The following is a 14,169-nucleotide window of genomic DNA, read 5'->3' as shown; positions in this document are numbered from 1 at the left end:
TACTTACTGTTTGATAACACTCCACGCTTTAAGGGTATCAATCCCTACTTTGAGTTGATTGTCTTTGTTGATGTCCTCCTGTGTAATGGTTTTCTCTTTTTTATCATCTTTTTTGCTTTTTTTGTCTTTCTCTTGCTTTTTGTCTTTTTTCTCAATCTTTTCAAGCTCGTTTTCTAGGTGCATTCGCAAATCTGCTTCTTTGATTTCAAATCCACTCTTATTGCCTTGTGGGACATTGCCATAAAATGCTTCAATATCAGGCTTCACCCCTACTGCTTGAATCGTCCTACCACTTGGGAGATAGTATTTGGCTGTTGTGAGTTTGAGTGCATCAGTTTTCCCTAGCTCTAGCACAACCTGCACGCTTCCTTTCCCAAAGCTCTGCTCTCCTACCAAAATCGCTCTTTTGTGATCTTGCAATGCTCCTGCAACAATCTCACTCGCACTTGCACTTCCACCATTGATAAGCACCACTAGAGGGATAGAAGCATAAGGGGCTTTTCCATTGACTTTTAGCTCGATATTCTCGCCTTTGGCTCTTCCTTTTTGAGAAACTACTACACCTTCTTTGACAAAGAGTTCAGTTAATCCCACAGCTTGATTAAGCAATCCCCCAGGGTTATTCCTCAAATCCAAAATCACCCCATCAATCTTCCCTGCTTTTTTGAGGAGTTTATCCACACTACTTGCGACATTTTTATCAAATGAAGTTACGCGAATATAGTAAAAATTTGTCCCATCAATCTTTCTACCAATCACAGAATCAAGCTTGATATTATCTCTTTTGAGATCAAACACCATAGGCTTACTCTCGCCTTTGCGATAGATTGTGAGCTGAAGTGGAGTCCCTGCTTTGCCTCTCATAATATTGACTGCATCATCTATGCTCATATTCAGTGTATTTTGATCGTTGATTTTTAAAATCACATCTCCTGCTTTGATCCCTGCTTTCCCTGCAGGAGAGTCATCAAGCGGGGTGATGATTGTCAATGCCCCATCTTTCATTCCTAGCGTGATTCCAATCCCACCAAACTCACCATTGGTTTGGGTTTGCAAATCCCTAAACTTCTTTTCATCTAGGTAAGCTGAGTGTGCATCAAGATTGCTAAGTAATCCCTCAATAGCTTTATCTACAATGGCATTGAGTTCGACTTCATCAACATAGTTGTTTTCCACAAGATTAATAACCTTTCTGAGCTTCTTGTATGGCTCTAGGCGATTTTGTGGCTCTTTTGCCTGATCCTTTTGCCCCTCTGTGGCATAGAGTCCCACAACGATAAACAATGCAATAAGCAAACTTCCAAATCCAAAAAACTTCAAACGACTTTTCATTCTTCCCTCATAAATAATAGTATTCAATCAATTTTACACTAAAAACATCAGTAAATCTCACTGCGATGTCCAATATCTACTAGCAAAACCACCAATTCATCTTCAAAGATTTTACAAATCAAGCGATAATCCCCCACCCTATAACGCCCAATCCCTTTCCTCTCATACGAGGATTTTCCAACCCCTCAAGCTCATCAATAAAATGCTTTATTCTCTTTTGGATAGCAAAATCAATCTTTTTGAACTGCTTTACTGCCCTATCTGAGAATACTACTCTCACTTAAAGTCCTAGCTCATCAAAGAGTTGCTTGGCAGGTGTGGTTTGCCCCCCACTTTGCAAAAACTCCTCATAAGCCTCTTTGGCAATCTCTAAATCTCTCACATCTTCCAAAAACCTATAAATCGCTCTCTCAACCATTTGTGCTTGTGAAATATTGTGTTGTGCTGAAAAAGTATTTATAAGGTTTTCAACCTCTTTAGAAAGTGTTATTTGCATCAAAAACTCCCAAAACTCATATTTTCTTATAGTATCTGCATTATAACATCACAAAAAATATCCTTTCTGTATATTCTTCTCTTTAGCACCAAATTATAAAGTAAATTGATAGTAAATGACTAAACTTATATAATGCCAAAGTTATTAGAGTATAAAATTTTTTAGCACTCAGATAATCTAAATGACACTTAGGAGAACAAAATGAATATTTTTGAAAAAATGACAAACCAACTCAAAGAAGCACTTGATAGTTCATTTCTTCTTGCACTTCACGCCAAAAATCAAGAGATTACCCCCCTTCATCTCATCTGGTCGCTGATAGTCAATCATCAATCTATCCTCAACCAAGCATTCAATAAAATGGATTTTGATAAAACTGCTTTAGAGCTTGAGCTAAAAAGTGCTGTGGATTCGCTTCCTAAAAGCTCTGCTGTAAGCAAAGAAAATATGCAAATCTCAAGAGAGCTATCTACTAGCTTTGACACTGCTTTGGCACTTGCCACTCAGCAAGGCGATCAATACCTAGCAGTAGATACCTATATCATCTCTACTCTCAAAAATGATGAGAAAATCAAATCGCTTTTCTCACGCTATCTTGATACCACAGAGATTATCAAAACTCTTCAAGCTATCCGTGGTGGAGCAAAAATCCAAGATCAAAACGATGATGAGCTTTTAGAATCGCTAGAGAAATTTGGAATCGATCTCACCCAAAAAGCACTAGAAAACACCCTTGATCCTGTGATTGGCAGAGATGAGGAGATTCAGCGAATGATGCAAATCCTCATCCGCAAAACCAAAAACAACCCAATCTTGCTAGGAGAGCCAGGGGTAGGGAAAACCGCAGTAGTAGAGGGCTTGGCTCAAAGAATAGTAAGCAAAGATGTGCCTACAAGTTTGCAAAATAAACGCGTAATTTCGCTTGATATGAGCACACTTGTGGCAGGGGCGAAGTATCGAGGGGAGTTTGAAGAAAGGCTCAAAAAAATCATCGAAGAAGTTAAAAAAGCAGGAAATATTATCCTCTTCATTGATGAGATTCACACTATCGTAGGGGCAGGAGCAAGTGAGGGAAGTATGGATGCGGCAAATATCCTCAAGCCTGCTCTTGCACGAGGGGAGCTTCACACTATCGGTGCAACCACCCTCAAAGAATACAGAAAATACTTTGAGAAAGATGCCGCACTTGTGAGGAGATTTCAACCCATTGATGTGGCTGAACCAAGTGTGAATGAAGCACTTCAAATCCTCAGAGGTATCAAAGAAAAGCTAGAAGCTCACCACAATGTCAGTATCACTGATAGTGCATTAGTAGCAGCAGCCAAGCTCTCTGATCGCTATATCTCCAATCGCTTTTTGCCTGATAAAGCCATTGATTTGATTGATGAGGGAGCAGCAGAGCTAAAAATGCAAATTGAGTCTGAACCTCACGAACTTAGCAAAGTCAAACGCAATATCCAACGCCTAGAAGTAGAAAAACAAGCCCTCAATATGGAGGAGAAAGAAAGCAATGCCGAGCGATTGGAAGAAATCCAAAGAGAGCTAAGCAATGAGTTAGAGAAACAAAGTGTGCTTGCAAGTCAATTTGAGAATGAAAAAGCCGTTTTCAAAGACATTGCCACACTTAGAAGTCAGATTGATTCACTCAAGCGAGAATCTGAACTTGCCAAAAGAAGTGGAGATTACAACAAGGCTGCAGAGATTGATTATGGCAAAGTGCCTGAGTGTGAGGAAAAAATCAAAGCATTAGAGCTCAAATGGAAGAGTATGCAAGAGAGTGGCACACTTCTCAAAAATGCTGTAACTGAAGAGATTATCGCGGGAATTGTGAGCCGATGGAGTGGAATCCCTGTGCAAAAAATGCTCCAAAGTGAGAAAGAGAAAATCCTAAAAGTGCAAGAAGAGCTAGAAAAAAGTGTCGTAGGACAAGAAGAAGCACTCAAAGCCATCTCAAGAGTGATTAAACGCAACAAAGCAGGACTAAGTGAGCTTAATCGCCCTATCGGAAGCTTCCTTTTCTTAGGAAGCACAGGAGTTGGGAAAACTCAAAGTGCTAAATCTCTAGCGAAATTTCTCTTTGATAGTGAGAAAAATCTTATAAGAATTGATATGAGTGAGTATATGGAGAAACACGCAGTTTCTCGTCTAGTGGGAGCTCCTCCTGGGTATGTAGGGTATGAGGAAGGCGGACAACTCACAGAGGCTGTGCGACGCAAACCTTATAGCGTGGTGCTATTTGATGAGATAGAAAAAGCTCACCCTGATGTCTTCAATCTCTTGCTCCAAGTGCTTGATGATGGAAGACTAACTGACAATAAGGGTGTAGTGGTGGATTTCAGAAATACCATCATCATCCTCACTAGCAATATCGGAAGCGATAAGATTATGGAGATAGAAGACAAAAGCGAGAGAGAGAAAGCAGTGCAAGAGAGCCTCAAAGCCTACTTCAAGCCTGAATTCCTCAATCGCCTTGATGATATCGTGATTTTCAATCCTTTGGATTTGCAAGGGATTGTCAAGATTGTGGATATTATGTTCTCTGAAGTTGCCAAAAAGGCACATGAGAGGGGAATCACCCTAGAGCTTACTACAGAGGCAAAAGAGCAGATCGCTCAAGCAGGGTTTGATCCCATCTATGGTGCCAGACCGCTTAAGAGAGCAGTATATGAAATCATAGAGGACAAACTAGCCGAGCTTATCCTAGAAGACAAAGTCAAAGAGGGAAGCAAGGTGGTATTCAAAAAAGATGGGGAGGTGGAGGTGGGGTGAAACCTAGCCTCATACACCCTTATAACCATCCAAAATATCAAAAAATATAAAAAATCCAAAAAAGAATGTTTTTTTTATGTTATGCTTCTAAAATCATAGTTAAAATATAGAATGCAAATGATTTTGGAGAGATATTATCTTGGAATTATATTTTTCACATATCGAAGAAAATATAGATATTGATTTGGAAAATTGGGCAAAATTAAACAAAAAAAATATCGTACTTACTGGTTCAACGGGGATGATTGGAAAGTTTTTAACGGATACCTTATTCCTTCTACAAATGAGATATTCGATCGATTTTCATTTAATTATTCTTGTTTCAAATTCTGATTTTTTTATTAAACGTTTTCCTTATTTTTGCTCAAACAATAATGTATCTGTCTACCAAGTCGATCTCTTGAATCTGAAAGAGCTTTTTAAAATTCTCTCCTCTTTTGAAATTCACTATATCATACATGCGGCGTCCCCTGCAGATCCTAAATCTGTAGCACTTTCCCCAACCTCAGTGATCAGATATAACACTCAAATTGTAGAGAATTTATTGCGGATTTGCACAAAAAAAAAATCACTCTTAATTTTCTTGAGCTCAAGCGAGGTTTATGGAAAGGTTTGCAAAAAAAAACCAATCCAAGAAACCGATCTCGGTTTTATTGATGTTTGCTCAATCAATGGATGTTATGCTCAATCCAAAAGAATGGCAGAAACAATATGTGCAGCATATAATTACGAATATAACACCGATTTTGTCTCATTACGACTGCCAAGAACATTTGGGTCAACAATTCGAGACAACGATCCTCGTGCCCTATCTTCTTTTTTATATCAATCCGCCCATGGTCAGAACATTCAACTTAAAAGTCATGGGAATCAGATTTTAAGTTTTTTATATGTTGGCGACTGCATTCGAAGCATTGCATTTGCCATGTTTGTTTTTAAAAAAAATCAAACATACAACATTTCAAATCCCGAGATTTTGACCCTATGGGATTTTTGTTCAATGGTCTGCTCATTATCTCCACACGATATCAACATTGAAAAATATTCCGATAAGGATTTTTTTGACAATATTGCATCAAAAGTAGAATATTCGGTTTTAGAAACAAGCAAAGCCTTAAGTATGGGGTTTAAAACTCATTACTCCATTTTAGATGGCATTAATATTTCTCTGAGATTATTACAAAGGAGTTAAAGCATGGAAAAAAACAGGATACAAAAAAATAAATGGCGTATAGGGGGGGGGGGGGTATATTATGTCCATGCTGTGAAGCAAATATAAAAAAGAAACCCATACAGGTTTACAAGAGTATTCCCACAGAAAGTAATGCTTATTTTGGCTCATTTCATGATGCCATTATGGCAAAATTGGCCCCATTTTCTATTATTCAATGTCCAAAATGTGGTTTTGCATGGAATATTGATTTTGATTCAAATAAAGCTACTTATCGCAACTATACTTTTAGTTTAAGATACTCGGAAAAATACCAAAAACATGCAAAATGGTTAATAGAAAAAATTTCAAAAAAATACAAAATATTTGGATCAAAAATTCTAGAAATCGGTTGTGGGGATGCGGATTTCCTGTATCATCTTTCAAAAACCACACAAAGCAAAGGGGTGGGGTATGAACCATCATTTAAAAATAGAATTGAATTACTTCAGCAAATTGAAGATGGCCATAAAGATTTTGCAGATTATGTTACGATAATCCCAGACTATTTTACAGAAGAAGGGCTTAAGGAAAAATTCCAACTAGTTATTTGTCGCCATGTTTTAGAGCATATTCCTAATCCATCAGCCTTTATTTCCTCATTATTCTCAAATCTTAGGGATATGGAAGATGTAATCATCTTATTTGAAGTACCCAATCTTGATTATATAATTACCTCCCAATGCTTAACACACTTTATCTACGAACACTGTAATTATTTTTCAAATCTATCCCTCCAAAAACTCTTTCAAAACAATGGTTTTAATGTTCTAGAAATGGATACCTGTTATGATGGAGCTTTTCAGATCATAATTGCAACAAATAAAAAAAAGAGTAATTTTCTAAAAATTCAAAGAAATTTTTTTAAAGATATTTTTTTGGAGAAAAAAAGAAAAATCAAGACACAAATAGACAAAAACTCTAGGATTGCTATATGGGGGGCTAGTAATTCTGGCAATATAGTCTACAACATAATTCAAGATATTTGCACTATCCAATGCTTTATTGACAGCAATGCAGAGAAATATGGGGGGTTTATGGCAAATTCTGGATTACCCATTGTTTCTTTAGACAATGCACTATTAATGGATATCAATACCATTATAATTGCCAATCCCGTTTACAATACAGAAATTCAACAGATAATTTTTAAAAAAAATATTTCTATAAAAATTATATTCTTGTAATGATATAATACTCTCTTTATTCTAAAACAAAAGAGAGATTTTATAATGAATATTGCACTTATAATTGCTGGTGGTGTAGGTCAAAGAACTGGAGAGAAAACACCAAAACAATTTATTCTTGTTGAAAAAAAACCAATTATCATATACACGTTAGAAGCATTTGAAAGACACAAGGAAATTGATTTAATATGTGTGGCTTGTTTGCATGGTTGGGAGAATAAACTAAAACAATATGCAAATCAATATAACATCAAAAAATTAAAAATAATAACATTAGGAGGAGAAACTGGCTATGCTTCAATAAAAAAAGGCTTAAGTGCCATCCAAGAATACGGTGCATCAATAGATGACATAATTTTAATTCACGATGCAATTCGCCCAATGATTTCGCACAATATCATTAGTGAAAACATAAGAATATGCAAAAAAAATGGGAATGCTATAACTCATATTCCAATTGTTGAGGCACTTTTACAAAAAAACAATTCAAAAACAAGCAATTTATCTCTTGATCGTGATCTGGTTGTTAGAACACAAACTCCTCAATCTGGAGTTTTTGGTGAATTACAAAGAATTTATAATTTAGCAGAAGAGAAAGGTATTTCAAATTCCACAACACTTTCAACATTAATCACTTCTTTAGATATGACTTGCTATTTTTCTGAGGGATCAGAAGAAAATCTTAAAATTACAACATCCTACGATATTGAGATCTTTAAAAGTTTAATCGCATATAAAAAAAATGTGATTTCTACCTATAAAAAAATTTGTGTTGAGGGAAATAAATTTTTAAAAAAGAATAATCTGTGTGTTTTGACTTGGGGAAATTTTTCTTGCAGAATACCCAACACGAATATGTTTTGCATCAAACCTAGTGGCATTGATTATGAACTTCTTACCGAAGATTCAATTGTCGTAATTGACCTAGAAGGGAATATAATTGAGGGTGATTTCTCTCCATCTGTTGATACCCCTACCCATTTAGAGATCTATAAAGAGAATCCAAGCATTACAAATATTGTGCATACACATTCTACTTTTGCAACAATTTTTGCTCAAGCAGCAACACCAGTTCCAATCCTAGGAACGACACATGCCGACTTCTTTCATAGTGAAATCCCCATCACTCGAACCTTTTTTGATTATGAAATTACTGAAAAATACGAGCAAAATTCTGGGATTATTATCAATAAAATATTAAGAGAATATGAGCAGTTACCAGCCATTCTTGTTGCTCATCATGCACCTTTTATTTTTGGATATAAAAAAAACTTATTTGATGCATGCACCAATGCTGTAATCCTTGAAGAAATCTGCAAGAATGCGTTTTTTACATTAAACATGAAAATAGAAAGCAAGATTCCACATTCTCTTGTAAAAAAAGCTTATGACAGAAAAAATGGCAAGAATGCATACTATGGACAAAAAAAGGAGTGTTGATGAATACAAAAACGAAAGCAATCCAAAAGAGATTATTAGAAATTGCAATAGAGTTTAAATGTATTTGCGATCAAAACAATCTTCAATATTTTATTGCTGGGGGTTCATTACTTGGTGCAATACGACATAAGGGTTTTATACCATGGGATGACGATATGGATTTTTGTATGCCAAGAGAAGATTATCAAAAATTTCTTAAAATAGCTCCCGATCTATTAAGCAAACATCTTACAATTAGAAATTTTAAAACCGATGGGAAAAATTTTTGTGTTATGTATTCTCAAATACATGATACAACAAGCACTTTTTTGGTTGATGTTTTTCCTTCTGGCCACCAACATATTGGTGGAATAATGATTGATATTTTTCCTCTTGATGGAACTTTTCAAAACACTTTGCTTAGAAAAATTCATTTTACTACACTTTCTTTTTTTCAAAATATTCGAAACCTTGCTTTTTATCTTGATGAAAAGCAACATTGGTCGTTTTTTAAAAAGAATATTCTAAAGATTATGCGTCTCACATGTCGAGGTGCAACTATGTATTATGTTATAGATTTTTTATTGCGATTAAAAAAATATAAGAATGCAAAATATGTTGGAGAATTTGGAAGCACGGCATATGGGGATAAACAAATTTTAGAAAAAAATATTTACGAAAAAAGCAAAGATATCTTTTTTGAAGGTGTTGTTTTTAAATCTCCCAATAATGCAGATTTTTATCTAAGAAGATTTTATGGTGATTATATGACTTTTCCTCCAAAAGAGCAGCAAATAGGACATGCTGTCTTTTGCAATCTAGAAAAATCTTATTTGCAATTACAACAAGGAGAAGATCTGCATGCAACAGAAAAAAACCATTCTTATCACAGGGGCTGATGGGTTTATCGGCTCACATTTAGTTGAGATACTCTATCGCTATACCCAAACTCCTTCGTCATCGTTTTTTGGGGCAAAAATCAAAGCTCTTAGTCTATACAACTCTTTCAACTATTGGGGTTGGCTTGAGGAAGTTTCTTGTCTTAAAGATATTGAGGTTATCAGTGGGGATATCCGTGATCCACACTTCTGCAAAAGTATTTGTAAAGATGTGGATATCATCTTTCATCTTGCTGCATTGATTGCTATCCCCTACTCTTATGTCGCACCTGAGAGTTATGTAGATACCAATATCAAAGGCACTCTTAATATCTGTCAAGCCGCACTAGAAAATGGTGTCAAACGCATCATCCACACTAGCACAAGCGAAGTCTATGGCACAGCCCAATATGTTCCCATCAATGAACTTCACCCACTGCAACCCCAAAGCCCTTATAGTGCAAGCAAGATTGGAGCAGATTGCATCGCAATGAGCTTTTACAACTCATTCTCTCTCCCACTCACTACTGCTCGACCCTTCAATACTTATGGGCCAAGACAAAGTGCAAGGGCTGTCATCCCTACTATCATCACCCAAATCGCCAATGGTGCTAAGCAAATCAAGCTTGGAGATACCACCCCTACACGCGACTTCAATTTCGTGCTAGATACTTGTGAGGGCTTTATCGCACTTGCTGAGAGTGAGAAAACCATAGGAGAAGTCATCAATATCGGTTCAAACTTTGAAATCAGCGTAGGCGATACACTCAATCTCATCAAAGAGCTTATGGGAAGTGATGTGGAGTTTATCACTGATTCTCAAAGAATCCGCCCAAAAAACAGCGAGGTATTCCGCCTATGGTGTGATAACACCAAGATTAAAAATCTCACAGGATTTAGCCCCAAATATGATATGAGAAAGGGACTTCAAGAGACGATTGATTGGATCACACAGCCCCAAAATCTCATAAGATACAAAAGTGAAATTTATAATGTATAATTTCTGCTTTAAATAATAAGAAAAGGAGAAAAAATGAGTGAACTTATTATGAAATACAACTATCCAATGGAGTATAAGCTCAATAATTTTGAAAAATATGTTTCAAGACAAAGTCTTGCCCGTTTTATTGCGAGATATGAGCTTTTTAAAAAGGTTATGGATGTTAAAGGTTCTATTATTGAATGTGGAGTACACTGGGGGGGGGGGGTTCTAGCATTTGCTAAACTCTGTGCTGGATTTGATTTGCTAAATTTTGATCGGAAAGTAATTGGTTTTGATACATTTGAGGGATTTCCTCATCTTGATGAAAGGGATATGCAATCCACATCTCATGAGGAATTAAAAGTTGGAGGATTTCAAAGTTTTATGGCTATTGAAGAAGAATTAAGGGAATGCATTGAGGAATTTGACAATAATCGTTTTATAAATCAATACAACAAAATAGAGTTGGTTAAAGGAGATGCCTGTCAAACAATTCCTCAATATCTAAAAGATAATCCTCATACTTTAATTTCCCTTCTTTATTTGGATTTCGATCTCTATGAACCGACAAAAGTTGCATTGGACTATCTTGCTCCAAGGATTGTCAAAGGAGGTATTATTGCTTTTGATGAGCTCAATGAGGAAAACTGGAAGGGAGAAAGTATTGCAGCATTTGAATATTTTAAAAGTTTTAACAATTGCAAATTACAAAAATTTAGCTTCACACCAAGAATTTCATATATGGTAATTGAATGAATCTCAAATCTCTCTTTAACTTAGTCAAAGAACTTTATGACACGCCTGAGGGGGGCTTTATCCCTCTCCATGAGCCAAGATTTTTGGGAAATGAGAAAAAATATCTTAATGAGTGCATTGATAGTGGATTTGTCTCAAGTGTGGGAGAGTTTGTCAATCAGTTTGAAAGAGAGATTGCCAAATTTTGTGGGAGTAAATACGCCGTGGCGACAAGCAATGGCACAAGTGCCTTGCACGCAATCCTTCACGCTATTGGGGTGGATCAAGATTGTGAAGTCATCACGCAATCTCTAAGCTTCATTGCTACAAGCAATGCCATAGCCTACACTGGGGCTACTCCTGTGTATGTCGATGTGGATTTAGACACGCTCTCACTCTCCCCTACTGCACTAGAAGAGTTTCTCCACAACAACGCTCAAAAGCTAGAAACCCACACCATAAACAAACACACTCACAAAGTCATCAAAGCTTGTGTGCCGATGCATACCTTTGGACACCCTGCAAGGATTGAGGAGATTGCAAAGATTTGCAAAGAGTGGAATATCATTTTGGTAGAAGATAGTGCTGAGAGTTTAGGGAGCTACTTTCTCAAAAATGGAGTGCAAACCCACACAGGACTTGAGGGAGTCGCAAGTGCATTGAGCTTTAATGGTAACAAGACTATCACAAGTGGGGGAGGTGGAGCAATCCTTACAGATGATGAAGCTTTGGCAAAAAAGCTCAAGCATATCACCACCACTGCCAAAGCTCCTCACCCCTATGAGTATTATCACGATATGCTAGGTTTTAATTATCGTTTGCCCAATCTCAATGCCGCTCTTGCCCTAGCACAACTAGAACAACTCCCTAGTTTCTTGTCAAGCAAACTAGAGGTTGCCAAAAGCTATGAGGAGTTTTGTGGCAAAAATGGAATTGAGTTTATCCATGCACGAGAGGGAACGATGCCAAACTTTTGGCTCAATGCAATCAAACTAGAAGATAAAGCCCAAAGAGATGATTTCCTCACTCAAAGTAATGCAAATGGTATAATGACGCGTCCTATTTGGTATCTCAATCATCAAAATCCAATGTATAAGCATTGTCAAAACGATGGTTTAAAAAACTCAATCTATCTGCAAGATAGGATTGTCAATCTACCAAGTAGTGCTAGAATTAAAATATAGTTGTATAATTATTCTTGGATTTTAAAAAGATGAGGAATAAAGATGCAAAACTCTATCAAACAAATCATAGAAGAAATTCGACCAGATATTAATCCTGAAGCACAAAATCTACTAGAAGAAATTGATAGCTTTGATATTGTTACAATCATCGCCTCTATTGAGGATAAGTTTTCTATCAAAATTCCAGCAGAAAAGATTTTGCCTGAATATTTCCACGATATCTCCTCAATCATTTCTCTCATCAATGAGGTAAAACAATGAAATTCACCTTTCACAACAAATATATCAAAGCCATCTCTTGCTCTATCCCCAAAAACAAAGGTTTTTTTGATGAAGAAGCCAAAAACTACAACTTCCCTCTCAAAAAATCCATGCTACTCAAAGATGTGATTGGACTCAATGCCCATTGTGTCTCTTTGGAAGATCAATACTCTTCAACTTTTGCAATTTCTGCACTTAAAAATATTTTTGAGCAACAAATCATCTCTCCAAACGAATTGGATGTTATTGTTTATGTGACACAAACTCCTGATTTTTTTATCCCTCAAACAAGCAGCATTTTACATAAGGCATTGGGACTCAAAGAAGATATCCTTACTTTTGACTTAACATTTGGTTGCACAGGTTTTGTTGGCGGTTTATTCAATGCTTTCTTTCTCCTAGAACACCCTTCAATCAACAATGTTGCACTCATTACTTCCGATGTCTTGACAAAAAAAGTAAATAAAAAAGATAGAAACTCCTATCCTATTATTGGAGATGGAGGGGCAGTTACAATCTTAAGCAAAGATAATTCACTCAAAAATCAGATTTTTTGTATTAACAAAATATATACTCAAAATTTTGAAGCCGTACAAATACCTGCAGGAGCATTTTGTATCCCTTCATCACCCCTTACTCGAATTGAAAAAGAAGAAAAAGATGGAAATGTTCGATCCATGGAAGATTTTTATATGGACGGAACAAGCGTTTTTTCATTTGTTCAAGAATATGTTCCACAAACAATTGATGAATTGCTCCAATATGCAAAAGTAAATAAAGAAGAGATTTTATCTTTTATTTTTCATCAACCCAACAAATTTATGCTTACCAAACTTGCAGACAAAATGAATATCCCCTATTCCAAAATGCCTAGCAATATTGTTGAAAATTTCGGCAATGGTAGTAGCTTGACCATTCCCCTCAATATTTGTTTTAACTTTTCTGAGCTTTTTAAGAAAAAAATAGAAAAAGTTTGCATTTCTGGATTTGGCAGTGGTTTGGGTGTCAATGCAATAATCGCAGATCTTCCACCAATTGATTTTCTTAATATTCAAGAGATCTAAAAATGCAAAAAAATATCCTCATACTAGGTTCTGGCGGATTAGCAAGTGAGTGCTACCAATACCTGCAAGAAGTATTGCAAAATGATAGTTCTCTAGTCTTCAAGGGATTTTTGTCTCCAACAAATACATTGCACTCATACAATTTAGAACACCATTATCTAGGAAAAGAAGATGACTATACTTTTGCTGACAATGACTATGCAATCATTGCTATTGCTGATCCTAAAATCAAGCAACAAATTTTTATCAAACTAAAAAAACATAACATCAAGCTTTTCAATCTTATATCTCCCCGTGCCTTTATTACAGAAAGTCCAAGTCTTCAAATAGGTGAGGGCAATATCATTGCACCTTTTTGCACAATTGGACTTAATGTTCAAATAGGGGATTGCAATCTTTTAAACTCCTCATCTAGTATTTCTCATGATTGCTCTATTGGTAATTTCAATACCATAAGTAGTGGTTGCATTTTAAATGGATCGGCAAAGATTAAAGACTTAAACTTTATGGGAACTTTTTCGACACTTTTGCCCAATGCCAGTCTTGAAAGCAATTGTCAAGTATCTGCAGGCAGTATCATTTTCAAAAAATTTAAATCCAATGTATTATTATTTGGAAACCCTGCTAAAATAATAGGCGAAGTTTAATTCAA

15 protein-coding genes are annotated in these 14,169 nt (G+C 36.0%); 11 read left to right on the top strand and 4 right to left on the bottom strand.

Going from position 1 to position 14,169, the window contains the following annotated elements:
- Positions 1–3: 3 nt before the first annotated feature.
- Genes CQA58_RS00715 through CQA58_RS00705 form a run of 4 tightly spaced genes read right to left on the bottom strand, consistent with a single transcriptional unit; the run spans position 4 to position 1,828 of the window.
- On the bottom strand, positions 4–1,332 hold the full coding sequence (locus CQA58_RS00715) for a S41 family peptidase (RefSeq protein WP_115568789.1): 1,329 nt from the start codon (positions 1,330–1,332) through the stop codon (positions 4–6).
- 47 nt (positions 1,333–1,379) lie between these two features.
- A complete protein-coding gene (locus CQA58_RS08440) occupies positions 1,380–1,469 on the bottom strand; it encodes a type II toxin-antitoxin system RelE family toxin (RefSeq protein WP_245942719.1) in 90 nt (29 codons plus the stop codon).
- Positions 1,451–1,612: a type II toxin-antitoxin system RelE family toxin gene (locus CQA58_RS00710; protein WP_245942718.1), complete on the bottom strand. Its 162-nt coding sequence runs from the start codon at positions 1,610–1,612 to the stop codon at positions 1,451–1,453. The genes CQA58_RS08440 and CQA58_RS00710 overlap by 19 nt, the downstream gene beginning before the upstream one ends.
- A complete protein-coding gene (locus CQA58_RS00705) occupies positions 1,613–1,828 on the bottom strand; it encodes a DUF6290 family protein (RefSeq protein ID WP_115568788.1) in 216 nt (71 codons plus the stop codon).
- Between the two features lie 201 nt (positions 1,829–2,029).
- Here CQA58_RS00705 and CQA58_RS00700 point away from each other — a divergent pair, with 201 nt between their 5' ends.
- From CQA58_RS00700 to CQA58_RS00650, 11 genes are all read left to right on the top strand, one after another.
- Entirely contained in the window at positions 2,030–4,597 is a 2,568-nt protein-coding gene (locus CQA58_RS00700) for an ATP-dependent Clp protease ATP-binding subunit (protein WP_115568787.1), read from the top strand.
- 139 nt (positions 4,598–4,736) lie between these two features.
- The gene (locus tag CQA58_RS00695; protein ID WP_115568786.1) at positions 4,737–5,789 is read left to right on the top strand and encodes an NAD-dependent epimerase/dehydratase family protein; all 1,053 of its coding nucleotides are present in this window, start codon (positions 4,737–4,739) and stop codon (positions 5,787–5,789) included.
- Between the two features lie 32 nt (positions 5,790–5,821).
- A complete protein-coding gene (locus CQA58_RS00690) occupies positions 5,822–6,994 on the top strand; it encodes a class I SAM-dependent methyltransferase (RefSeq protein ID WP_115568785.1) in 1,173 nt (390 codons plus the stop codon).
- Between the two features lie 45 nt (positions 6,995–7,039).
- Positions 7,040–8,434 carry a class II aldolase/adducin family protein gene (locus tag CQA58_RS00685; RefSeq protein ID WP_115568784.1) on the top strand — a complete coding sequence of 465 codons (1,395 nt, stop codon included), beginning with the start codon at positions 7,040–7,042 and terminating at the stop codon, positions 8,432–8,434.
- Positions 8,434–9,312, top strand: coding sequence for a LicD family protein (locus tag CQA58_RS00680; protein WP_115568783.1), 879 nt, complete (start codon positions 8,434–8,436; stop codon positions 9,310–9,312). Before CQA58_RS00685 ends, CQA58_RS00680 begins: the two co-directional genes overlap by 1 nt.
- Positions 9,275–10,291: an NAD-dependent 4,6-dehydratase LegB gene (locus CQA58_RS00675; RefSeq protein ID WP_115568782.1), complete on the top strand. Its 1,017-nt coding sequence runs from the start codon at positions 9,275–9,277 to the stop codon at positions 10,289–10,291. The genes CQA58_RS00680 and CQA58_RS00675 overlap by 38 nt, the downstream gene beginning before the upstream one ends.
- Before the next feature lie 33 nt (positions 10,292–10,324).
- Complete coding sequence (locus tag CQA58_RS00670) at positions 10,325–11,029, top strand: TylF/MycF/NovP-related O-methyltransferase (RefSeq protein WP_115568781.1); 705 nt, start codon at positions 10,325–10,327, stop codon at positions 11,027–11,029.
- Positions 11,026–12,192, top strand: a complete 1,167-nt coding sequence (locus CQA58_RS00665; protein ID WP_115568780.1) for a LegC family aminotransferase — start codon at positions 11,026–11,028, stop codon at positions 12,190–12,192. Before CQA58_RS00670 ends, CQA58_RS00665 begins: the two co-directional genes overlap by 4 nt.
- A gap of 42 nt (positions 12,193–12,234) precedes the next feature.
- On the top strand, positions 12,235–12,453 hold the full coding sequence (locus CQA58_RS00660; protein WP_115568779.1) for a phosphopantetheine-binding protein: 219 nt from the start codon (positions 12,235–12,237) through the stop codon (positions 12,451–12,453).
- A complete protein-coding gene (locus CQA58_RS00655; protein WP_115568778.1) occupies positions 12,450–13,517 on the top strand; it encodes a 3-oxoacyl-[acyl-carrier-protein] synthase III C-terminal domain-containing protein in 1,068 nt (355 codons plus the stop codon). Before CQA58_RS00660 ends, CQA58_RS00655 begins: the two co-directional genes overlap by 4 nt.
- A 2-nt stretch (positions 13,518–13,519) precedes the next feature.
- Positions 13,520–14,164 carry an LbetaH domain-containing protein gene (locus CQA58_RS00650; protein WP_115568777.1) on the top strand — a complete coding sequence of 215 codons (645 nt, stop codon included), beginning with the start codon at positions 13,520–13,522 and terminating at the stop codon, positions 14,162–14,164.
- The last annotated feature ends 5 nt before the right edge of the window (positions 14,165–14,169 follow it).

The organism is Helicobacter brantae (assembly GCF_003364205.1).
Lineage (GTDB): Bacteria > Campylobacterota > Campylobacteria > Campylobacterales > Helicobacteraceae > Helicobacter_G > Helicobacter_G brantae.
The sequence above is the reverse complement of the archived record's forward strand: the minus strand, read 5'-3'. Positions and strand labels throughout refer to the sequence as shown.

What these genes read in the sequence shown, in the direction of transcription:
- CQA58_RS00715 (WP_115568789.1), bottom strand. Translation starts at nt 1,332, where the DNA reads ATGAAAAGTCGTTTGAAGTTTTTTGGATTTGGAAGTTTGCTTATTGCA.
- CQA58_RS00705 (WP_115568788.1), bottom strand. Translation starts at nt 1,828, where the DNA reads ATGCAAATAACACTTTCTAAAGAGGTTGAAAACCTTATAAATACTTTT.
- CQA58_RS00700 (WP_115568787.1), top strand. Translation starts at nt 2,030, where the DNA reads ATGAATATTTTTGAAAAAATGACAAACCAACTCAAAGAAGCACTTGAT.
- CQA58_RS00690 (WP_115568785.1), top strand. Translation starts at nt 5,822, where the DNA reads ATGGCGTATAGGGGGGGGGGGGGTATATTATGTCCATGCTGTGAAGCA.
- CQA58_RS00685 (WP_115568784.1), top strand. Translation starts at nt 7,040, where the DNA reads ATGAATATTGCACTTATAATTGCTGGTGGTGTAGGTCAAAGAACTGGA.
- CQA58_RS00680 (WP_115568783.1), top strand. Translation starts at nt 8,434, where the DNA reads ATGAATACAAAAACGAAAGCAATCCAAAAGAGATTATTAGAAATTGCA.
- CQA58_RS00675 (WP_115568782.1), top strand. Translation starts at nt 9,275, where the DNA reads ATGCAACAGAAAAAAACCATTCTTATCACAGGGGCTGATGGGTTTATC.
- CQA58_RS00670 (WP_115568781.1), top strand. Translation starts at nt 10,325, where the DNA reads ATGAGTGAACTTATTATGAAATACAACTATCCAATGGAGTATAAGCTC.
- CQA58_RS00665 (WP_115568780.1), top strand. Translation starts at nt 11,026, where the DNA reads ATGAATCTCAAATCTCTCTTTAACTTAGTCAAAGAACTTTATGACACG.
- CQA58_RS00660 (WP_115568779.1), top strand. Translation starts at nt 12,235, where the DNA reads ATGCAAAACTCTATCAAACAAATCATAGAAGAAATTCGACCAGATATT.
- CQA58_RS00655 (WP_115568778.1), top strand. Translation starts at nt 12,450, where the DNA reads ATGAAATTCACCTTTCACAACAAATATATCAAAGCCATCTCTTGCTCT.
- CQA58_RS00650 (WP_115568777.1), top strand. Translation starts at nt 13,520, where the DNA reads ATGCAAAAAAATATCCTCATACTAGGTTCTGGCGGATTAGCAAGTGAG.